The organism is Streptococcus mitis bv. 2 str. SK95, from assembly GCF_000222705.1.
In the GTDB taxonomy this organism is placed as follows: domain Bacteria; phylum Bacillota; class Bacilli; order Lactobacillales; family Streptococcaceae; genus Streptococcus; species Streptococcus mitis_AY.
Window position 1 is genome coordinate 32,327 of the sequence record NZ_AFUB01000055.1, and the last position, 19,889, is coordinate 52,215.

The window sequence follows — 19,889 nt, forward strand, 5'->3', positions numbered from 1 at the left end:
CCTTTCTTTATTATTTACCAGCTTTAACTGCTGATTTGATAGTGATAAGAGATTTCTTAGCACCTGGTACGTTACCTTTGATAAGGATAACGTTCTTTTCTGGAACAACTTGTACAACTTCAAGGTTTTGAATTGTTACGCGGTCGCCACCCATACGTCCTGCAAGGTTTTTACCTTTGAATACGCGGTTAGGTGCAACAGGTCCCATAGAACCTGGACGACGGTGGTAACGAGAACCGTGAGCCATTGGTCCACGTGATTGTCCGTGGCGTTTGATAACACCTTGGAAACCTTTACCTTTAGAAGTACCAGTTACGTCAACAACGTCTCCAGCTGCGAATGTTTCAACTGTGATTTCAGCACCAACTTCCAAGCCTTCAACGTTTTTGAATTCACGAATGAAGCGCTTAGGAGCCGTGTTAGCTTTCGCTACATGTCCTTTAGCAGGTTTGTTGCTCAATACTTCGCGTTTGTCATCGAAACCAACTTGGATAGCGTTGTATCCGTCTGTTTCAACAGTTTTAACTTGAAGAACAACGTTTGGAGTTGCTTCAATAACTGTTACAGGGATCAATTCGCCAGCTTCAGTGAAGATTTGAGTCATTCCCACTTTTTTCCCTAAGATTCCTTTTGTCATGAGAAAATAGTTCCTTTTCTATATTTTTTATTCAAAAAGTTTTTAACGAGCGTTTTTTATGCTCAAGGTATCAAGCTTTAGATTAAAGTTTGATTTCTACGTTTACACCACTTGGAAGATCCAATTTCATCAAGGCATCAACTGTTTTTTGAGTTGGGTTAACGATATCGATCAAACGTTTGTGTGTACGCATTTCAAATTGTTCGCGAGAGTCTTTGTATTTGTGAGTCGCACGAATGATTGTGTAGAGGCTACGCTCAGTTGGAAGTGGGATTGGACCCGCAACTTGTGCACCTGTACGAGTAGCTGATTCTACGATTTTTGCAGCCGCTGTGTCAAGCGTACGGTGTTCGTAAGCTTTCAAACGGATACGGATTTTTTTGTTTGCCATCTTTTTCTCCTTTTCGTCTATTTAAGATAATAGGCTAGCTCCACAAGAAAACCGACGCGCGTTGCGTGGCAATGCAACCGAGCGTGTCGCAACCTCTTGCATCAAAGCTAAGGCTGTAATTTACAGCACCATAATAGAATAACACAAAGCCCCTGCGATTGCAAGGGATTTGTTAGCTTTTTTTCGTTTTTTTAAGATGAAACTGTTTTCTCTTTTCATCTTTCTATGATTACTGATTTACGTCTATAAAAATCAATCTTTTCTTCTATATAATAATGTGTTTCATTGCGACTTCAAACTTATCTTCCGATTGATCCACTAAGATATCCGCTTTAGACTCGTTTTCTCTATAGTATTGCAGATACTGCTCTCGTCTCATCTGATGGCTAGCCAATATAAAGGAAGCATCGCGATTTCTCATAGTCGTATCTCGAGCTAGACGCCTCTTTAATTCTGTTTCTTCATCCGTGTAGAAACAGATAGTTTTGTCAAAGAGTTTCTCAGGTAGAAAGCCCACAGACATCCCTTCAACAATAAGAATTGGCTTTGCTCCAGACAAGACCTCACTAGCCTTCCAAGGTTCATCGATTGTCAAGACATCCATACCTGCCTGCAAGGCGAGAATATCTCTCTGCAAACTTGCCAGTTCATGTGCCACTGGCAGACAAGCTGTCACCTTTTGATTTGGTGCTTGCTTTGGTACTACCAGGTGACGTTCTGAAGTGATATAGGGGTCTGTTTCTAGTAAATTTACTGTAGTAGAATCTAAAGCTTGGTACAATTCCTGTGCAAAGGTTGATTTACCTGAAGCCCCATGACCGTAGATCCCTAGCGTCCTAACTCTTCCCGTTTCGATTTCTGAAACCAGTTGTTCTATCAGGTCTTTTTTCTTCATTCTCTCTTCACCTGTTCATAGCTTTCTTTTCCGTCATTAAGCTTGTCCCAAATCACCACTTGCCCACTTTTGAGAGATTTTTGCACATCTATAATTCGTTGATTAGAGGAACCTCGAAACTGGAGCATGAGATTGCGCTTGCTTTTATCATACCGTCCATCGACAAGGATGTCAATCAATGATAAGAGTTCCAGTTTATCTGGAGTCTCCAGCATCATTTCTTCCCAAGTGTAGCCCGTCCAGGACCAGATGTCTTTGTCTGGCAATTCCTTTCGGATGCGTTTAACGAGTGGCAAGAGAATGCCCGTATTAAGAAAGGGTTCTCCTCCTAGCAAGGTCAAACCCTGAACATAGGGTTGGGCAAGGTCTTCCATGATTTGTTCTTCTAATTCTGCCGTATAGGGAATGCCTGCGTTGAAAGACCAAGTCGCAACATTATAGCACCCCTCGCAGTGAAACATGCAACCTGATACATAAAGAGAGTTGCGTACACCTTCTCCATCGACAAAGTTAAAGGCCTTGTAATCAATGATTCGCCCTTTACTAAGTTCCTCACTTTTCCATTCACCTGGTTTTGGTGTATTCCATGTCATGCTGTCTACTCCAAGTCTATCCAATAGCGCTTCGTTCCGTTTCGAACATCCTCCAACTCCCCACCATTAGCTAAGATAACAGCTCGACTTGCTGGATTTTCTGTGCTACAAGTCACTAAAGCTCGTTTAATATTCTTTCCCTTAGCAACTTGTAGACCTTGTCGGAGGGATTCTTTCGCATAACCCTTACCTCTTTCAGATGGACGAATGGAGTAGCCAATATGGCCCCCATTTTCTAGTAAGTAGTCATTTAATCGGAGACGAAGGTTGAGAAAGCCAAGAGCCTGGCCTGCTACGTCAAAACTAACCAGCTGGATAGCAGGAACCCAGTTTTCAGGAATATTGAGTCCCGCTTCCGCTTGAAGATTTTCTTCTAGCCACTCTTCATAAACAAAATTGTTGGCGCTCCAAAACCCACCATCGTGGGCTGATTGAGTCTGTTCAAACTCTGCCATCATCTCTAAAACTGTTTCTTTATCTGCCAATGTTGGTCTGCGTAGTTCCATATTCCCCTCCCCGCTAAGAGAAAAGCGAGAGCGGACTCTCACTTTTTCTTGTTCTTGTTTAAATATTGTTCTCTGAGATTGAGCAAGCGTTCTTTTTTTCCTACTCCACCTTTCGAATGTTTTTCATGATAACGGGTCACTTGAGCGCGTCCCTTATCATCTAATTGGTATTTCCCCATTGCGTTTCCTTCTAATTTGTTACTTCATGTCCGGCTGTTTTAATGGTTGAACCGTTCATGTGTTTGACACGCGCAGCAATTTCCTTGTGGCGTCCATTGACCATCGGACGCGCTTGCGGATTTCCCAGATAACCACACGTACGTTTGACAACGTCTACTGTTTTAGGGTCGCTATTGCCACAGTTTGGACAAGCAAAGCCTCTTTCAGTTGGTTCAAAATCTCCTTCAAAGTCACACTTGTAGCAACGATCAATCGGAGTATTGGTTCCTAGATAGCCAACTCGGTCATAGGCATAGTCCCAAACAGCTTCCAGGGCTTTTGGATTTTGTTGAAGAACTGGATACTCACAATAGTGGATAAAGCCACCTGACGCACCTGCTTCTGGATAAACTTTTTCAAAATCCAGTTTTTCAAACGGTGTTGGATTTTTACGAACATCGTAGTGGAAAGAGTTGGTGTAGTATTCCTTGTCCGTGATGTCAGGAATAGAGCCGAACTTCTCTGTATCCAAGCGACAGAAGCGGTCTGTCAGACTTTCAGACGGTGTGGAGTAGATAGAGAAATGGTAACCATATTGGTCAGACCACTCTTCCACACGACGTTTCATATCGCGAATGATATCCAATGTGAATTCCTTGGCTTCAGGATTACTTTCCCAGCTGTTTCCAAAGAAGACCGTCGCCACTTCGTACAAACCGATGTAGCCCAGCGAAACTGTCGCGCGGCGATTCTTAAAGAGTTGATCTACACTTTCTTCTTTTCCGAGACGGCGACCGAAGGCTCCGTACTGATAAAGGATAGGGGCATTCGCTGGTGTTGCTTCCTTGGTCCGTTCAACACGGTAAACCAGAGCATCTTCTGCGATATTCATCCGCTCGTTGAAGATTTCCCAGAACTTATTCAGATCTCCTTCAGACTCGAGGGCGATACGAGGTAAATTGACTGTCACAACACCTAGATTCATCCGACCTGAATTGACCTCGACACCATTTTCATCCTTCCATCCTTGAAGGAAAGAACGGCATCCCATAGGAACCTTGAAAGAACCAGTCAGTTCGATAATCTTATCATAGGACAAGACATCTGGATACATCCGCTTGGTTGCACACTCGAGAGCCAACTGTTTGATGTCGTAGTTAGGTGAACCTTCCTCTAAGTTGAGTCCTCTTTTTAGCGTAAAGATGAGTTTAGGGAAGATGGCTGTGCGGTGTTCTGAACCAAGCCCCTTGATACGAATGGTCAAGATAGCTTTTTGAATTTCACGTTCAAAACGATTGGTTCCTAGACCGAAACCTAGTGAAGTAAAAGGTGTTTGTCCATTTGAAGTGAAGAGGGTGTTGATTTCATACTCAAGAGATTGCATGGCATCGTAGATATCTTTTTGCGTTTTCCTCCACGCGTAATCTTCCCGTTTTTCAGGCAAGACCCACTCTTCCGCATCCTTTAGGTGCTTCTGATAATTCTTCTCCGCATAAGGCGCCAAGACTTCATCGATACGGTCAGCTGAACAGCCCCCGTACTGGCTAGAAGCAACATTGGCAATGATTTGGGAAATCTGAGCAGTCGCAGTCTGGATAGACTTGGGACTCTCTACCTCCGCATTTCCAATCTTAAAACCATTTTCCAACATACCCTTGAAATCAATCAAACAGCAGTTGGTCATAGGAGTGTAGGGGCTGTAGTCCAAGTCATGATAGTGGATATCCCCCTTTTGGTGAGCATTGGCTACGTGCTTAGGAAGCATTTGCAGTCCGATTGATTTCCCCACAATCCCTGCTGTCAAATCACGCTGAGTGTTAAAGACATCACTGTCTTTATTGGCATTTTCATTGACAACCGCCTGGTCTTTATTGAGAAGTTTATGAATGCTAAAGTTGATATCTGTCGCTTTTGAGCGCTCAAAATCCCTTTGTGTCCGATAAGTGATATACTCCTCAGCTAGCGCATATTCTTTGGCTTCAAGGAGTTCATGTTCTACGATATTTTGAATCTCGTAAATCTTGACACCTTGAGGGAAACGACTGTGAATTTCCGCAACAATACGCTCAAGCAGTCCATTTAGACGTTTTTCGACCAAGGGTGTCACATCCATGACTTTGTCAGCCGCCTTGTGGAGAGCTTTGTCAATCTTGTCTATATCAAACACTACACGTCTACCATCTCGTTTTTCAACGAACAAAGTGGGAACGGTTGCAAGGTTTTCTTCTAATACAATCATATCCAGGCTCTTTTCTATTTTTCTTCTTAAATGATATTATACCACTCCAAAAAGAAAAATCAATATCTTGTGTTAAAAATTCTAAAATTTTTAAAAATACACAAGATATTGATTTATTATTTAGATTTATAAAGCTTGAATTCCTTACTATCCGTCTGAACAAGCTCGTATTTTTCACTAAGTAGGCTCTCTACATCCGACCACAAGGCAACCTTTTGATTGACCAAAATCATCTTCGGTTGATTTTCTTTCAAGTCATTGACTAGTTTCGTTTTATTCTCGTCGCTTGCAGTATAGAGTGTCGGTGTTACTAGAGAGCTTGGTGCCAAGCGTTCACTTGCTCGATAAAAATCTGGACGATCATCCCAAGCATAGACACGATCCTCAGAACTCGTTTGCTGTTTGACCAAGCTAGCAAGTTGCTCGCGTTCCTGATAAGTACTTGGATGCGAAATATAGCGACTCAAAACAGGTAGGAAAAGTAAATAGACTATCGCAATTAATGGTAGATAGAAATTTCCCTTGAGGTAGCGACCAAAGAGTGATGAAGAACGAACTCTTCGTCTACTACGACTGATACGATCAGAGCTTCCTTCTTTGATGTTGGTTAACAATAACAATGTCAGAAAGGGCAAAATCGCTGCCAAACGTGAGCCATGCAAAGGTTCCTTTGAAAGAATTAACAAAGAAAGAGTTACTAATAAACCTAAAATAGCGCCTGTTGAGACAGCAGATTGCTGAGCTGGCTTAGTCTGAAACAATCCTGAAAAGATCAATGTCAGAATCCCAATACCGATGGATAGCAAACCATAGAAAGCAGCATTCTCCATAAGATTGGCATTTGAAAATAGACTAAGCGTATCTATTGGATACAAGGTATGGCTAATCGCATCACCAAAAGTTCCTGTTAAGACTGTATAGTAGCCAATTGGATAAAAAAGGAGAGAAAATCCTAGAGCTGATGCGAAAAATTGATACAAACCATGAGCAAATCGACGCTTGGCAATATTAAATCCAAACAAACTCAAGGCAAGTGTGGCTGCAAACAAAGCTGTGGGAATAGGTGATAGGAAGAAAGCTAATGCTAAACTCATCCCAACTCGCAAAAAACCTTTATCGTTACTTGGATCATCCAGATAGTCAGCCACTAGGCTAAAACTATAAAACAGGAAAGGCAAGGCCACAACTACTGCATAGCTACCGCCAAATCCCAGACTGCCCACAAAAAGATAGAAAATCAACAAAAGCTGTCTAGCCTGTTCCCCCTGACCTGTCAAGGTATCAGCGGATTTAAATAGAAAAACACCAGCTCCGAACAAGGCCAACCACTCCACCAAAGCAAAAAGAATACTCCCTTGAGAGAGATAGATTAGTACGTAATAAAGCAGTCCATTTGAACCATAATAATCCGTGTAAATCTGCCCATTCTGATGTAGCGCCCAACCAGTATAAAGATCTTGCATCTGTTGGGGGCTCACCAAACCAAAGAACAGAGGCAACATTACAGAAACAGCTGTAGCAGCCAGACTCCAAATTGCCATACTAAAAAATGGAAGCGGAGTTCGTTTCTTCTTACCTCGCTCCAGTCCAAATTCAGACTCTTGATCCAGCCGATCCCGATACTGGTATCGAAATTCTTCTAGCTGTTCGTCTTTTTCCTCGTATACGTTCATTCAATTTCTCCTCTAAGTTTATCTGTTTTAGTATATCAAAATCTTACAGGAATGTCAGCTAGGGATTGATATTTCCTTAACTTCTTATCTAGCTCAGCAAAGCGTTCAATCTCTCGAAAACGGTGTAAACTGCTTGTTTGAAACTCTAGGATAAAATCATATTCTTTTTGATTTAGCATTTTTATCCTCCTGCTTATCTATTCGCAAAAAGACAAAAATAAGATCCAGCCTTGGGCTAGATCTTGGTGGATAGTTAGAGCATGGGCGCAAACAACTGGACAATTTCCTTGATTAGGCTTTGATACCAGCTAGTTTTGATAGTGTGGGGATAAATTTCTTGAGAAACCTTAAAAATCTCTTCGAAGTCCCTCTCAATATCGATGATAGACTGTGTTCTATAAAGTAAAACGGCATTTTCATAGTGGTGAAGCAAGCTACGATAATCAAAATTGATGGTTCCCACAGTAGCCACCTCTCCATCGACAAGCATTTGCTTGCTATGAAGAAATCCAGGACTGTACTCGTAAATGCGAACTCCAGCAGACAACAAGTCAGGATAGGCTCCGCGAGTAACTAACTGAATAACCTTCTTATCTGGGATACAAGGCGTCACAATTCGCACATCTACCCCTCTCAATGCTGCATTTTTGATACTTTCAGTTAGATCATAGTCAGTGATCAGATAGGGAGTCGTGATATAGACGTAATCTGTAGCTTGATTGATAAGATTTTGATAGACCGTTTTCCCAACTTGAGCTCGGTAGATGGGTTTTGGCCCGCTACTATAGGGAATACAGAGCCCCATCCCATCTTTTGGTTGATTTTCGAGATGGTATTGGTCAAAGTCACTAATTTCCCCACGGTTGATATACCAGGTTGATAAAAAGAGTCTAGTAAAAGCCTTTACAGCCGACCCATCCAAACGAATACCGCTATCCTTCCAATAACCAAAGCGCTCGATATGGTTGATATACTCATCTGCCAGATTGACACCACCTGTATAAGCAATTTGACCATCGATAATCATGATTTTACGGTGATCACGGTTGTTATAAGCAACGGTCAAGCGTGGAATCACCTTGTTAAATTTATGGGCTTCAATCTCTCGACCACGAAGCTGGATGGTGTAATCTCCAGGCAAGGTTGCCATACAACCAATATCATCATAGAGGAGCTTCACTTCTACTCCTTGAGCTGCCTTTTCTTCCAAAATCTCTAAAATGCTGTCCCACATCAAGCCTTCTTCGATGATATAGTATTCGAGAAAGATAAATTTCTCAGCTTTTTTGAGATCCTCCAACATCTGGCGCCACATACTTTCACCTGAAGGGAAGAAATGGGTATCTGTTCGATTATAGACATCTGCGTTCGTATCCATACTGAGGAGGGATTTGATGACTCCGTAAGCCGACTTATCTTGTTCTTTTAACTCCAAACGGAGGGCTCTGCTATTATCCTCTCGGTCAACCATTGATTGGAGTTGCTTTAGTTGTTTCATTTCTTTTTTAGATAAACGGCGTTCTCCAAACATGATATAGAGCAAGGGACCAAATACTGGCACAAAGGCTACTAACAGCCATGTTACCTTACTCTCAGGATTCATGGACCGATTGACAATCGATACAATGGTCGCTAAGCTTACTAAAATGACAAGGATAATCCAGAGAATCGGAGCCATCTGTCCTAGATAGATAAATAAACCAAAGACGATAAACAACTCTGCCAACATAATGGTAATACTAAAACCATACTTGGACATGAGTAGCTGCATTTTTCTAGCTGTCATACATCCCCTTCCTTTTCTAACATTCTCCTTAACCGCTTGATGAACTAATGTTTCTACTAGTATACCTCAGTTCAGGGGGAGATGGCAACCTTTTACCTTTGCTCAAGTTCCAAGCCTTCCATTTTTAGATGATTATTACAATTTCAGAGCCAACATATTGACCGTCATACCAGCTGCAGTCCCCATAAGGTAGACGACATCTCCCTCCTTGATAAGTCCATGTTTCAAAGAATAAGCCAAGCCAAACGGCACAGAGACTGACACCATATTTCCATAGTTAGTGACGAGATTGAGGTACTGATCCTCGGCCACACCTAGTTTTTCCATGACCAAAGGAAGAGCACGACTCGCTTGGTGAGGAATGATATAGTCCACGTCTGCCAAGGCTAGCTGTGTTTTTTCTTGAAACTCTTCAAACATGGCTGGGATTTTACGAGCAGACAAGAGGAGGATTTTCTTCCCCTTCATGTCAAACATATAGTTGGTCTTAGTCGCTTCAGAGTACTCTTTGGGTTGAAAAGAAGTCAGACCTCCACGAATCTCCGTATCGTGAGCTCCTTCTGACCAAGTACGTTGGAGACTAGCAATGACCCCTTTTTCCTGATGACTTTTTTGGAAAATAAAGGCTGCTGCCCCGTCACTAAAGAGTTCAAAACTTTCTTTTTGCTTGGGATTGAGCCCTAAACTACCAACCTCACTAGACACAATCAGGACACGACCGTATTCGCCCGCCTCAATCAAGTGGGACATGGTCGATAGAGCAGAAATAAAGCTGGTACAGGTCGTATTGATATCCATAGCTGGGATTGAGAGTCCTTTTGCCACGCGCTCATGAATCAAGGCAGCCGTACAAGGAATAGGCTGAACACCAACTGCACTCGCCGAAACCAGACAATCAATGTCTTCTATTTTTAAATTTGCTTTTTCAAGTGCCTGCTGGATAGCTGCTTCTGCCAAATCTAGTTGGGTTTCTTCATTTTCAACTACACGATAACGGGTCTGGTCTTTAAATTGCACCGTATTTTTGGGAAGGCAAATGCCATAACCTGCGATTTCTACATGTCTTTTTACTTCTGTCATTGTCTATTATCCTTTCATAAACGTTGGATTCGTTTGAGTTTACGGCTAGTATCCCAGTGATAATCTGAAAATTGGATTTGAGGAACTATAAACTGCTTTTGCTGGGCTAGGAGTTGAAACTGGGCTAGAATAGATGCTTCCACTGCCTCATCTCGTTGGCTTAGACAAACTTCCACTACCTTCTCAGAATGTTGCTTGACTTGGTAATCTCCTACATTCTCCACAAAGAGGATGCACCGCCTGATAAAGTCTGGATAGATGGTCACCTGTTCCCCATCCAGTCCTTCGAAATAGAAGATGTCGTCAGAGCGTCCTTCGACCTTGTCAATCCGTGTATAGCAGGAGCCACATGGACAAGGCTCCGGATTTTCAACCAAGATATCATTAAGCTGGTAGCGATAAACAGGCTGACTGCTTCGTTTAAAGTCCGTAATCACTGGATAAAAACGGCAATCATCTAGATACTGCTTTTCCACAAAGATAATGTCTTCGTTGAGATGCAGATTGCCAGCTGAGCAAGTGCAGGCTAGGAAACCTTCTGTCGCCTGATAAACTTGGTCAATGATGGATAGTGAAAAGGCTTCTGCGATCCGTCCCCTGTCACTATCTTCCAAGATTTCCGCCACCGAAACGATTTTTTGTGGGTGAATGACCAACTCTCCAGCTGTGAGGTGCTTGCTCAATTCAAGCAACATAGAGGCTGGTGCTACCACAATGGTCGGTTGGTAACTATTGAGACGCCCGATATGCTCATCTGTATGTTTGAAAATATCAAAATACTCTAAACGAATGAGGGCCGTATTGATGGTCTGATAGAGTTCATTATCGGCTCTCAGGAAAAAGGCGATGCGGTGTCCAAAAAGTTGACCTTTGGGCAACATCTTTGCCAAGATAGCCGCCGCCCACATACTTCGCTCTTTCTCTGTTGTGATAAAGAGGCCCCGATGTCCAGATGTCCCTGAAGACAGACCGACTGCCACTTCGCCTTTAAGTTCAGTGAAATCACGGGTCTTCTCGCTTTCAATAGCCAAGGCCAAGGCTTCATCCCGATCCACTCCTTGGGTGTTGAGCTCATTGAAATGTTCCATCATAAAAGCCTTGTCCATATGGTCAAAGTCGCTAGGAACCACATTTTTAAAGTAAGGAGACTCTCGCTCTAAAAAGTCCATATAGTTAGCTAATTGCACTTTCTGGTAGTTCTCTAAAGCCTCTCGAGATTTGAAGTTATAAAGCCAGCGAGTTTGGATAAAGGTTTTAAGAAAGGTTATTTTTTTCATATAAGATTGACTCTATCCTTTCTACAGGGTCATGACTAACGAGCACCTCAATTCCGTCTTTCAAGACTGCCTCCAGAAACTCCGTCCCCTTGATATAGTCCACCTTGTTATCTTGAACCAAGGAAGGAAGCAGGTGCATCTGCTTGGTATAAGGTAAGAGGTCAATTCCCCAACAGAGGTCTGCTGCAATGAGGAGATTGAAGTCTGGAAGGTACAGACAGGCTTGCCCCCTAGCATGCCCATCAACAGAAGCTACTAGGATACTGCCATCTCCGAAAAGATCACAAATCGGACGATAGGGAAATCCCGGATGATGCTGGTCAGTTCTGATAATGGTTAGATTTTCTTCAAAAGAAGCTGGCAAAAACTCCTTGAAAATCAAGTCTTTCAAATTAGGTTTTTGGTAGACTTCATATACTTCTTTGGTCAGGATAAAGGTTGCATGAGGAAAGAAACTAGCTCCTCCCAGATGATCTGGATGTAAATGAGATAGAAGGACATAGTTTATTTCTTCTGGTTTGATTCCCTTCGCTTTCAGTAAATGTGAAATCTGGTCCTTCTCCGTCATTTGAACAGGTGTTCCTAGACGATAAAAACCATAGCGAAGCTTCGTCTTAATATCATAGTGATAGCCAGTATCATAGAGCAAATAGCCTTTGCCTCTGTGCTTAATCAAAAAGACACCCGCTGGGAAGGTCATCTTTTTATTCTTGACTCCCTTAAATAGCAAACCTGTGTAACTGGTACAGTAGCCTGCTGGGAAATAATCAATGCTTTCGATAATCTTGGACATATTGTTCAATCCCTTCCGAAATACTGATTTGAGGGCGATACCCCAAGTCTCGCTCCGCCTTGCTGATGTCTAGCGTCTGGCTATAACGGAGCAGATAATAGGTATAGCGTGTCAGAGGCGGTTCACCTTTGAGTTTCAAGACCTTATACAGAAACTCTAAACTACTGGCAATAACTGAAAGAAGAGGAGCTGGCACTTTTCTGTATGTTATTGGATAGTCCAGTCCTCTCAAGGTTTCTTCTATCAAATCTTTAAAGGCTCTTGGTTCCCCGTTGGTAATATTATAAACTTCGCCACTAGCTTGAGGAGCCTCTAGAGCCAAGCGAATTGCCAGAGCGACATTTTCCACACAGGTCATATCCATGAGCTGACGACCGTCCCCTATCAAGGGAATGCCAATCTTCTGACTGAGTTTGAGAACTCGAGGCAAAATACTGGTATCCCCTATCCCAAAAAGCCCACGAGGTCGTAAGATAATGCTCGGAACATCGTGATAATCCTTAAACAGCTTCTCCGAAGCCAGCTTACTACGAATGTAGTTGTTAAGATTATTTTCCTGAGGCGCATCGCTTTCTTTGATAGCAAGCTGATCTCGAGGCGCAGCATAGATGCTCGGCGATGATACATAAACTAAACGCTGAATACCGGTCTCTCGACAAGCATCCAGAACATACTTGGTTCCCAAGACATTTGTCTGGTAGAAATCCTCCCAAGGACCCCAAACGGTAGAAAGAGCACCCGCATGCACAACCATGTCCATCCCCTGACAAGCCTGAGCCAAATCCTCTTGTTTGGTCAAATCTCCCTGAAAAAATGTTACTAAGGAATTTTCCAAAGACTGACCTGCCTTGGGATTGCGTCCAAAAGCACGTACCTGATAGCCTTGCTGACTGAGTTCTTCAACAACATACTTGCCTAGAAAGCCCGTAGCACCTGTTACCAATACTTTCTTCATTTTTTACTTCTCCTTGTCCCCTAAGAGCCGATGTATTTCGCTCTTCAGAATCTCTGTTGGCTGATAGATTTGAGCTACACGACTAAGTTTGTTCAAGTCTGCCCAGTCATCTCTAGCCAATAACTCATCAAAAGCTCGCCCAATCGCTTCCGTATCCTCTCGTTTAGCAGTCAGGGCAATCCCTGCCTCTAAGCCACGAATCGCATAGTCATACTGATCATAGTCATGAGGGAGAATCAAGGCAGGCTTGCCATAGATAATACATTGGTAAAAAATACCCGCACCGCCATGATGAATCACATAGTCCATCTGGGGAATGTATTCCTTATAGGGAAGATAGGATACCACAGAAACATTGTCCACGAGCTCCTCACATTGGAAGTCTTGTCCGCCAAACCCCAGAGTCACAAAGAAGTGACAGTCTGGATGGGCTTTTGCCAATTGTTGGGTCTGGTAGAGGAGGTTGTCTTTGGCCCATGCTAGCTGAGTCCCACAAGATACGAGGACTTTCTTATGATTTGCATAAGGAGCCAAATCTAGGGGATAATTCTCTGCCCTCTCAATCGAAGACCCAAAAGGTCCCACCCAAAGGTAATGCTCTGGAAAACCACTTTTCAGCTCCAACTCTTTCATCCCAATCCCTAAGATAGAATAGGGGGAATAGATAGTTTCTTGACCTTTCTGATTGTAGAGCTTAAAATCGTAACGTTTTAAGCGTTCTCTCAATAAAAAGGTTACGATTCGTTTCCCTAAACGAGTCACTTTTCTCCCCAGCCATTGCTGGACAGATTGGAACGGTGTCTTTGGACTGCCAATTCCTCCAAAGAAACAAGGCGGTCCATCTGTCGTTTCAATGGCAAATTGTGTCGCCATGGTTGTTATCCAAGGAATTCCCAACTGTTCCGCTACTAACCCCCCAGATAAGGTGATGAAGTCGGCAATCACAATATCAGGTCGATTTTCCTGCCACTCTTGCACTAGTTGGTCAGACACCACATCGATCAAATCAAGACTAGCTGACAACTGTCGATAAGCAGAAATAAGGTTTAATTGCCCTTCATTGTTGGCTACGCGCTCAAATTCATCTACAGAATTTTCTAAAATGGGAATCACCTGGAATCCCATCTCCTCTGCGACAACTTTTCGTTGTGGTCCTGTAAATAATCGAATCTCATACAAGGGATCCTTCAACAAGGGTGCGAGTAGATTCAAGGTTGGGAAGAGATGCCCACTTAAGGGCACTACAACCACATCGATTTTGATTTTTCTCATATGTCTAGGATAGCAAATTTTTAAAAAAAGAACTACCAAAATGATAGTTCTTCCCAGCATTATTTAGCTTCTTTTTCACTTTAAGAATTAGAACAATTCTTTATAGAAGGCAATAGTTTCTTCTAAGGTTGGCATAAATGGATTTCCTGGTGCACAGGCATCAATCAAGGCATTCTTAGAAAGGTAGTCAAAGTCAAAGTCTTTTTCTTGGATACCGAGTTCAGTGAGTTTCTTTGGAATACCTACTGTTTCAGACAGTTTTTCAATCTCAGCGATAGCGTAGGCAGCACATTCTTGGTCTGTTTTCTCTTCCACATGAAGGCCCAAGGCCTTAGCTACATTGCGGAAAGCTTCTGGTACCCGTTTGGCATTTTCACGTTCTACAACTGGGAGAAGCATGGCACAGCAGACACCATGTGGCAAGTTATATACTGCACCGAGTTGGTGAGCCATAGAGTGAACATAGCCCAAACCAGCATTGTTAAAGCTCATACCACCGAGGAAGATGGCATTGACCATAGCCTCACGCGCTTCGATATCTTGTCCATTAGCCACAGCACGAGGAAGATACTCCTTGATGAGTTCAATAGCTCCGATAGAGAGTTTCTTGGTCACATCATAAGCACCCGGTGTTACCAAGGCTTCTACAGCATGAGTAAGAGCATCCATACCTGTCGCTGCTGTCAATCCCTTAGGTTTTGATACCATAAGTTCTGGATCATTGACTGAGATGAGGGCTAGGCTGTTCTTATCAACCATTACCATCTTGACCTTGCGTTCTTCGTCAGTAATGACATAGTTAATAGTAATTTCTGCAGAAGTTCCAGCTGTTGTATTGATCGCAACCACTGGCAACCCTTTTTCAGCAGACTTGTGAAGTCCTTCGTAGTCCTGTGGTTTGCCACCATTTGTAGCGATGATAGAGATACAACTAGCCGCATCCTGAGGAGATCCTCCCCCAAGACTGATAATGAAGTCACATCCATGCTCTTTCAAGGCAGCCACTCCGTCTGTGACGTTCTTGCAAGTAGGATTTGGCTCCACATCGCTAAAGATCACATATTCAATCCCTTCAGCATCTAGTGGTTTTAGGACCTTAGGTAAAATATCACTTCCTTCGATGAACTTGTCTGTCACCAAAAGGGCCTTCTTATGCCCAAGTTCCTTGATATACGGGCCTACTTCATTTACAACACCTTTACCGATAAGGTTAACTGATGGAACGTAAAATGTAGCCATATGCTTTTCCTCCTGCGCCTCTGCGCTATTTGATTATTTACTATAAGTATACGACCTTATAAGAAGTTTTACAAATATTTGTAAGCGTTTTAAGTAAAAAATCAGTAAAGAAGCACTGGTCACGTTTTTAAACAAAAAAGCTCCAAAAAGACTAATTTCATCTCATTGGAACTTCTACTTAATCATTATTGCTTAGTTAATACCACTCGGTCAGATGCCTCTCGGTCCATATCATCGATAATCAATTGATTACCATTAACCGTGTAAATTTTGACATCATCACCGATAATGACACGTTGATTTTCTGGCTCAAAGGTGACTTGCTTGATTTCCTTATCTCCATCTGGCTCGACCTCAGTCCATGTACCAGTTTTACCTGTTACAACAAGAGTGATTTGGTCATTCTCATCTTTTCCAGTATAGGTACCATCGATATTCGTAGGTTGAGCTACAGTAGTGTCCTGACTTGAGGATGCCTGTGGTTGACTAGCACTTGTAGCAGTGCTAGAAGATGATTCTTGTTGAGTAGATGATTGCTGGGTAGGGGCTTGTACCTTAGGTCCACAAGCTGCTAAAAGACTAAGAATTGCTAGGGAAGCAATAGAAAGTGTGAATGTTTTCGTTTTCATAGCGATTTCCTTTCTTTTGCGCTAATGTATTTCTGAAATCGTTTTCGAGTTTTCCTATCCCCAGTATAGCAACCTAAACCTAGAAGGTCAACTAATCTCATCGCTTCCTACCAAACTTGCTCGCACTTCCGAGATAAAGTAGAGGGAGCCCGTCACGAAAAGCAGGTCCTGATCATTGGCATTTTCTTCAAATTCGCTGATAAAATCACGATAAGAGTCAACCAGTTTATAACCCGCCACATCCTTCTCATCCAAAGAACCTTGGTAGTCAAAGCCTGTTACCTTAAGTTCCACCTGAGGCAACTGCTCCGTTAGATAGCCTAACATCCCCTGATAATCCTTGCGTTTAAGGGCACCAAAAAGGACATGAACCTGGTAGCCTTGCTGGATTTTCCCCTGTATAAACTCTACTAGACGAGTCAAGGCTGGCAGATTGTGAGCCCCATCTAGGTAGATTTTCGGACGAATCCGTTCCAATCGACCCGCCCAATGTGTTTCTTTCAAGGCCTGTCTGATAAGCTCTTCTTCGACCCTTTCCTCTCTTGACGCCATAAATAGAAGAAAGGTTTGTAAAGCCAAGGCGGCATTTTCTTGCTGATAAGCACCTTCCAAACCGATTTCAAGCTGGGAAAAGCTTGCTAGGCTGCTTGAGAAATTTCCAGTTTTCAAGGTGAAGTCTTGCCCAGTTTGATAAATGTCTACGTCTAACTCTCTTGCTCTTTTTTGACAGACAAGTTTAGCTTCTGGAGCGAGCTTGGCAATGACCGCCTTCTTTCCAGCCTTGAAGATACCAGCTTTCTGCTCTGCTATTTCTTCCAAACTATCGCCCAAGGTCTCCTGATGATCTAACCCAATGGAAGTAATAACTGCAATCTCTCCTGTTACGACATTAGTGGTATCAAGCAGACCACCAATCCCCACTTCTAGCAGGACTAGATCCACGTCCTGCTCTTTAAAGTAAAGCAAAGCAATCAAGGTCAACAACTCAAAGAAAGACAATTGGTCATGTGTTTCCAAAAGAGTTTTTTCCATCTCCTTGACTTGGTTAGCTGTACGAATAAAATCTTCATCAGCAATCGGTTGTCCATTGATACAAATTCGATCATTGATACTGATGATATGGGGAGAGGTAAAAGTACCAACTTTTTTACCATGAGCAACAAACAACTCCCTCATAAAGGCAATAGTTGATCCCTTGCCATTGGTCCCTGTCACGTGGATAATAGGATAAGTCTTCTCAGGATTCCCCAGCAAATCCACTGCTTGCTGCATTCGTCCAAGTCCAGATCTAAAGTTTAAACCAATCCGACTATGAAGCCATTCTTCTACTTCAAACATGCATATCTCCTTAACAAAAGTACATTCCACTACCACAACAAAGTATAATTACAAGTAAAAAGCGAGGTCGGGACAAAAATCCCGACCTCTTACCTGGTTAGCTAATCACTAGCTAGTATGAATTTTAGCGCAGGGCTAAAAACGTCCACTGGACTCACCAGCTCTCTCTTATTTCAAGGAGCTAGGCTAAAAACGTTCCCCGAACGTTCCAACTCTTCTAATTTTCAGGAGTTGGGCTGATACAGTCTCCCAGACTGTATCACTCCTCCATAAAGCTGTTGAAGACTTCTTCAATCATATTCCATTCATCTTCTGAGTCTTCTGGGATTGGTTGCAATTCGCCTTCTGTTCCGTCTTCATTTTCGATGAATGAGTAAGCTTGGATTTCAACTTCGCCGTTTTCATCTTCTTCTGCGTTAACTGGCACTAGAAGAACATAGTTCTTACCAAATTCTTCTTTCCCGTCAATGGTCAAAAGAATTTCAAATAAGGTTTCATTTCCTTGCTCGTCTACTAGTGTAATCAATTCACGCTCTTCGTGGTCATGGTTGTGATCGTGTGACATAGTTTCTCCTCTGTCTTAAAATTTTCTATCTAAATAATTTTGCAAAATCAGCTGAGCAGCCAATTTATCAATGACTTTTTTTCGCTTGTTGCGACTGATGTCAGCCTGCTCAATCAACATACGCTCAGCTGCGACTGTCGTCAAGCGCTCATCTTGATACTCTACTGGCAAACTAAAAAGTTCCTCTAGTTTTGCTCCGTAGGCTTGACTAGCTTCTACTCGCGGACCGCTGGTATTGTTCATGTTTTTAGGCAGACCTACCACAAAGCGTTCCACCTTATAGCTGTCAACCAATTCCTTGATACGGTCAAAACCAAACTGGCCCTGATCCTCATTAATCTGGATGATTTCAAGTCCCTGAGCGGTGAATCCCAGTGGATCGCTAATGGCCACACCTACCGTTTTTGAACCGACGTCCAATCCCATAATTCTCATAGATTATAGATCGACTCCTTGTCCTTTAAGGTAATAGCGCACCAATTCTTCAACAATTTCATCACGCTCATACTTACGGATTTGATTTCGTGCATTGTTGTAACGAGGAACGTAGGCAGGGTCTCCACTCAATACATAACCGACGATTTGATTTATCGGATTATAACCCTTTTCATTCAGAGAAGCATAGACATCTGTCAACGTTTCACTGATTTCCTTCTTGTTGGAATCATCCAATTTAAAACGTACAGTTTCTTCAGTAAATCCCATTCTAACACCCTCTTTCCTTAGAATAGTACTATTATAGCATATTTCCTTACGTTCTACAATTAAGTCAATCCATTTATTTGGATTTTCTTACTGTTCTGTCGCACCATTTGCCACTCTGTCTGCGATATACTGACTTGGGTCCTGTTGCAAAAGACTCTCTAAGCCAAGATTTTTCAAATAATCTGTCTGTGACGCCTTTTTGACATCCAAGACTTGTAAATCATAGGTCGTTGTGGTCTGGATTTCAGTCTCACTGAGCAGTTTGGTTTCAAGTGTAAAACCTGCCAATTTGCGCGCTTCCTGAAGCATTTCATCCTTTTCTTCTGCTTCTAAAAGAGCTTTTTGAGTTTCTTCAAGACCGTGGTCAGCGATAAAGGATTTCAATTCCTCACTTAAGGGCCGTATCTGCCGAATAACCAATTTTAGAAATTGTTTCCCTTTATAGGTAATGGTTTGCGTTTGCTTGACGCCATCTCCTGACTCAGGGAAAATCAAAGTCTTGGTCACAATCGTATTCTTTTCCGCATTTTCCAAAACTGGCAGAGTAGACTGGAGCGTTTCGGATTCATGTTTTGAACTGGATGTCGTTTCCTTCTTTTGGCTACATCCTGCAAGTAGCAGGAGGAGAGTAGCTGCGCCAATTACTATCTTTTTCATAATTCCTCACATGATTTTTTGATAAAAAATGAACAAGGCTAGGAGATACCCCAGCCTCGATGTTTATAGAGCTGCACGCAAACGTGCTTCTGCATTTTCTACATTACGGACAGAGCGTGGTAAAAAGGCACGGATATCATCTTCTTTGTAACCGACCTGCAAACGCTTCTCGTCAACTAGAATAGGACTTTTTAAGATCCGTGGCGTTTCCATGATTAAGTTGAGTACTTCATTCACACTCAAATCTTCGATGTCAACTCCTAAAGCTTTCGCATAGCGGTTTTTTGATGATACAATGCTGGCAATTCCATTATCTGTCTTTGTCAGAATATCAAGTAGTTCTTCTCTCGTAATCCCTTCTTTACCAAGGTTTTGTTCTTTATAACTTAACTGGTGTGCGTTGAGCCAAGTCTTCGCTTTCTTACAGCTTGTGCAACTGGAGACGGTATAAATCTTAATCATGTGCCTACCCCTTTCGCTACATGTTACTATCAGTTTAG

At 42.5% G+C, this 19,889-nt stretch carries 23 protein-coding genes; all 23 read right to left on the reverse strand.

Annotated features, from left to right (window positions below):
- Window positions 1-10: 10 nt before the first annotated feature.
- Window positions 11-637 carry a 50S ribosomal protein L3 gene (rplC, locus tag HMPREF9965_RS10675; protein ID WP_000160197.1) on the reverse strand — a complete coding sequence of 209 codons (627 nt, stop codon included), beginning with the start codon at window positions 635-637 and terminating at the stop codon, window positions 11-13.
- A gap of 82 nt (window positions 638-719) precedes the next feature.
- Entirely contained in the window at window positions 720-1,028 is a 309-nt protein-coding gene (gene rpsJ, locus HMPREF9965_RS10680; protein ID WP_001284513.1) for a 30S ribosomal protein S10, read from the reverse strand.
- Between the two features lie 265 nt (window positions 1,029-1,293).
- Window positions 1,294-1,923, reverse strand: coding sequence for a uridine kinase family protein (locus HMPREF9965_RS10685; RefSeq protein WP_000725979.1), 630 nt, complete (start codon window positions 1,921-1,923; stop codon window positions 1,294-1,296).
- A complete protein-coding gene (gene nrdG / locus HMPREF9965_RS10690) occupies window positions 1,920-2,516 on the reverse strand; it encodes an anaerobic ribonucleoside-triphosphate reductase activating protein (protein WP_000220159.1) in 597 nt (198 codons plus the stop codon). Before nrdG ends, HMPREF9965_RS10685 begins: the two co-directional genes overlap by 4 nt.
- Window positions 2,517-2,521: 5 nt before the next feature.
- Window positions 2,522-3,022 carry a GNAT family N-acetyltransferase gene (locus HMPREF9965_RS10695; RefSeq protein WP_000423433.1) on the reverse strand — a complete coding sequence of 167 codons (501 nt, stop codon included), beginning with the start codon at window positions 3,020-3,022 and terminating at the stop codon, window positions 2,522-2,524.
- 38 nt (window positions 3,023-3,060) lie between these two features.
- A complete protein-coding gene (locus tag HMPREF9965_RS13075; RefSeq protein WP_000521630.1) occupies window positions 3,061-3,201 on the reverse strand; it encodes a hypothetical protein in 141 nt (46 codons plus the stop codon).
- Window positions 3,202-3,212: 11 nt separating this feature from the next.
- Window positions 3,213-5,420: an anaerobic ribonucleoside-triphosphate reductase gene (gene nrdD / locus HMPREF9965_RS10705; RefSeq protein ID WP_000636184.1), complete on the reverse strand. Its 2,208-nt coding sequence runs from the start codon at window positions 5,418-5,420 to the stop codon at window positions 3,213-3,215.
- A gap of 116 nt (window positions 5,421-5,536) precedes the next feature.
- Window positions 5,537-7,093, reverse strand: a complete 1,557-nt coding sequence (locus HMPREF9965_RS10710; RefSeq protein WP_001103702.1) for a hypothetical protein — start codon at window positions 7,091-7,093, stop codon at window positions 5,537-5,539.
- A 35-nt stretch (window positions 7,094-7,128) separates the two neighbouring features.
- A complete protein-coding gene (locus HMPREF9965_RS13220; RefSeq protein ID WP_000934189.1) occupies window positions 7,129-7,272 on the reverse strand; it encodes a hypothetical protein in 144 nt (47 codons plus the stop codon).
- 74 nt (window positions 7,273-7,346) lie between these two features.
- A complete protein-coding gene (cls, locus tag HMPREF9965_RS10715; protein ID WP_000126968.1) occupies window positions 7,347-8,879 on the reverse strand; it encodes a cardiolipin synthase in 1,533 nt (510 codons plus the stop codon).
- Window positions 8,880-9,014: 135 nt separating this feature from the next.
- The gene (locus HMPREF9965_RS10720; protein ID WP_000141194.1) at window positions 9,015-9,959 is read right to left on the reverse strand and encodes a 3-oxoacyl-[acyl-carrier-protein] synthase III C-terminal domain-containing protein; all 945 of its coding nucleotides are present in this window, start codon (window positions 9,957-9,959) and stop codon (window positions 9,015-9,017) included.
- A gap of 14 nt (window positions 9,960-9,973) precedes the next feature.
- Window positions 9,974-11,236 carry a F390 synthetase-related protein gene (locus HMPREF9965_RS10725; protein WP_000724373.1) on the reverse strand — a complete coding sequence of 421 codons (1,263 nt, stop codon included), beginning with the start codon at window positions 11,234-11,236 and terminating at the stop codon, window positions 9,974-9,976.
- Window positions 11,214-12,029, reverse strand: a complete 816-nt coding sequence (locus tag HMPREF9965_RS10730) for an MBL fold metallo-hydrolase (protein ID WP_000034629.1) — start codon at window positions 12,027-12,029, stop codon at window positions 11,214-11,216. The genes HMPREF9965_RS10725 and HMPREF9965_RS10730 overlap by 23 nt, the downstream gene beginning before the upstream one ends.
- Window positions 12,004-12,984 carry an NAD-dependent epimerase/dehydratase family protein gene (locus tag HMPREF9965_RS10735; protein ID WP_000757300.1) on the reverse strand — a complete coding sequence of 327 codons (981 nt, stop codon included), beginning with the start codon at window positions 12,982-12,984 and terminating at the stop codon, window positions 12,004-12,006. The genes HMPREF9965_RS10730 and HMPREF9965_RS10735 overlap by 26 nt, the downstream gene beginning before the upstream one ends.
- 3 nt (window positions 12,985-12,987) lie before the next feature.
- A complete protein-coding gene (locus HMPREF9965_RS10740; RefSeq protein ID WP_025170867.1) occupies window positions 12,988-14,256 on the reverse strand; it encodes a glycosyltransferase in 1,269 nt (422 codons plus the stop codon).
- 87 nt (window positions 14,257-14,343) lie between these two features.
- Window positions 14,344-15,495, reverse strand: coding sequence for an iron-containing alcohol dehydrogenase (locus tag HMPREF9965_RS10745; RefSeq protein WP_000190426.1), 1,152 nt, complete (start codon window positions 15,493-15,495; stop codon window positions 14,344-14,346).
- Between the two features lie 185 nt (window positions 15,496-15,680).
- Window positions 15,681-16,124, reverse strand: coding sequence for an SP_0198 family lipoprotein (locus HMPREF9965_RS10750; RefSeq protein ID WP_000853135.1), 444 nt, complete (start codon window positions 16,122-16,124; stop codon window positions 15,681-15,683).
- Between the two features lie 87 nt (window positions 16,125-16,211).
- Window positions 16,212-17,462: a bifunctional folylpolyglutamate synthase/dihydrofolate synthase gene (locus tag HMPREF9965_RS10755; RefSeq protein ID WP_000464321.1), complete on the reverse strand. Its 1,251-nt coding sequence runs from the start codon at window positions 17,460-17,462 to the stop codon at window positions 16,212-16,214.
- Between the two features lie 259 nt (window positions 17,463-17,721).
- Entirely contained in the window at window positions 17,722-18,027 is a 306-nt protein-coding gene (locus HMPREF9965_RS10760; protein ID WP_000017624.1) for a DUF1292 domain-containing protein, read from the reverse strand.
- A 15-nt stretch (window positions 18,028-18,042) separates the two neighbouring features.
- Window positions 18,043-18,462, reverse strand: a complete 420-nt coding sequence (ruvX, locus tag HMPREF9965_RS10765) for a Holliday junction resolvase RuvX (protein WP_004244031.1) — start codon at window positions 18,460-18,462, stop codon at window positions 18,043-18,045.
- Window positions 18,463-18,465: 3 nt separating this feature from the next.
- Window positions 18,466-18,732: an IreB family regulatory phosphoprotein gene (locus tag HMPREF9965_RS10770; RefSeq protein ID WP_000507060.1), complete on the reverse strand. Its 267-nt coding sequence runs from the start codon at window positions 18,730-18,732 to the stop codon at window positions 18,466-18,468.
- Window positions 18,733-18,819: 87 nt separating this feature from the next.
- Window positions 18,820-19,389, reverse strand: a complete 570-nt coding sequence (locus HMPREF9965_RS10775) for an SP0191 family lipoprotein (RefSeq protein ID WP_000724882.1) — start codon at window positions 19,387-19,389, stop codon at window positions 18,820-18,822.
- 63 nt (window positions 19,390-19,452) lie between these two features.
- Window positions 19,453-19,851 carry a transcriptional regulator Spx gene (gene spx, locus HMPREF9965_RS10780; protein WP_000591165.1) on the reverse strand — a complete coding sequence of 133 codons (399 nt, stop codon included), beginning with the start codon at window positions 19,849-19,851 and terminating at the stop codon, window positions 19,453-19,455.
- Between the last annotated feature and the right edge of the window lie 38 nt (window positions 19,852-19,889).

What these genes read in the sequence shown, in the direction of transcription:
- rplC (WP_000160197.1), bottom strand. Translation starts at nt 637, where the DNA reads ATGACAAAAGGAATCTTAGGGAAAAAAGTGGGAATGACTCAAATCTTC.
- rpsJ (WP_001284513.1), bottom strand. Translation starts at nt 1,028, where the DNA reads ATGGCAAACAAAAAAATCCGTATCCGTTTGAAAGCTTACGAACACCGT.
- HMPREF9965_RS10685 (WP_000725979.1), bottom strand. Translation starts at nt 1,923, where the DNA reads ATGAAGAAAAAAGACCTGATAGAACAACTGGTTTCAGAAATCGAAACG.
- nrdG (WP_000220159.1), bottom strand. Translation starts at nt 2,516, where the DNA reads ATGACATGGAATACACCAAAACCAGGTGAATGGAAAAGTGAGGAACTT.
- HMPREF9965_RS10695 (WP_000423433.1), bottom strand. Translation starts at nt 3,022, where the DNA reads ATGGAACTACGCAGACCAACATTGGCAGATAAAGAAACAGTTTTAGAG.
- HMPREF9965_RS13075 (WP_000521630.1), bottom strand. Translation starts at nt 3,201, where the DNA reads ATGGGGAAATACCAATTAGATGATAAGGGACGCGCTCAAGTGACCCGT.
- nrdD (WP_000636184.1), bottom strand. Translation starts at nt 5,420, where the DNA reads ATGATTGTATTAGAAGAAAACCTTGCAACCGTTCCCACTTTGTTCGTT.
- HMPREF9965_RS10710 (WP_001103702.1), bottom strand. Translation starts at nt 7,093, where the DNA reads ATGAACGTATACGAGGAAAAAGACGAACAGCTAGAAGAATTTCGATAC.
- HMPREF9965_RS13220 (WP_000934189.1), bottom strand. Translation starts at nt 7,272, where the DNA reads ATGCTAAATCAAAAAGAATATGATTTTATCCTAGAGTTTCAAACAAGC.
- cls (WP_000126968.1), bottom strand. Translation starts at nt 8,879, where the DNA reads ATGACAGCTAGAAAAATGCAGCTACTCATGTCCAAGTATGGTTTTAGT.
- HMPREF9965_RS10720 (WP_000141194.1), bottom strand. Translation starts at nt 9,959, where the DNA reads ATGACAGAAGTAAAAAGACATGTAGAAATCGCAGGTTATGGCATTTGC.
- HMPREF9965_RS10725 (WP_000724373.1), bottom strand. Translation starts at nt 11,236, where the DNA reads ATGAAAAAAATAACCTTTCTTAAAACCTTTATCCAAACTCGCTGGCTT.
- HMPREF9965_RS10730 (WP_000034629.1), bottom strand. Translation starts at nt 12,029, where the DNA reads ATGTCCAAGATTATCGAAAGCATTGATTATTTCCCAGCAGGCTACTGT.
- HMPREF9965_RS10735 (WP_000757300.1), bottom strand. Translation starts at nt 12,984, where the DNA reads ATGAAGAAAGTATTGGTAACAGGTGCTACGGGCTTTCTAGGCAAGTAT.
- HMPREF9965_RS10740 (WP_025170867.1), bottom strand. Translation starts at nt 14,256, where the DNA reads ATGAGAAAAATCAAAATCGATGTGGTTGTAGTGCCCTTAAGTGGGCAT.
- HMPREF9965_RS10745 (WP_000190426.1), bottom strand. Translation starts at nt 15,495, where the DNA reads ATGGCTACATTTTACGTTCCATCAGTTAACCTTATCGGTAAAGGTGTT.
- HMPREF9965_RS10750 (WP_000853135.1), bottom strand. Translation starts at nt 16,124, where the DNA reads ATGAAAACGAAAACATTCACACTTTCTATTGCTTCCCTAGCAATTCTT.
- HMPREF9965_RS10755 (WP_000464321.1), bottom strand. Translation starts at nt 17,462, where the DNA reads ATGTTTGAAGTAGAAGAATGGCTTCATAGTCGGATTGGTTTAAACTTT.
- HMPREF9965_RS10760 (WP_000017624.1), bottom strand. Translation starts at nt 18,027, where the DNA reads ATGTCACACGATCACAACCATGACCACGAAGAGCGTGAATTGATTACA.
- ruvX (WP_004244031.1), bottom strand. Translation starts at nt 18,462, where the DNA reads ATGAGAATTATGGGATTGGACGTCGGTTCAAAAACGGTAGGTGTGGCC.
- HMPREF9965_RS10770 (WP_000507060.1), bottom strand. Translation starts at nt 18,732, where the DNA reads ATGGGATTTACTGAAGAAACTGTACGTTTTAAATTGGATGATTCCAAC.
- HMPREF9965_RS10775 (WP_000724882.1), bottom strand. Translation starts at nt 19,389, where the DNA reads ATGAAAAAGATAGTAATTGGCGCAGCTACTCTCCTCCTGCTACTTGCA.
- spx (WP_000591165.1), bottom strand. Translation starts at nt 19,851, where the DNA reads ATGATTAAGATTTATACCGTCTCCAGTTGCACAAGCTGTAAGAAAGCG.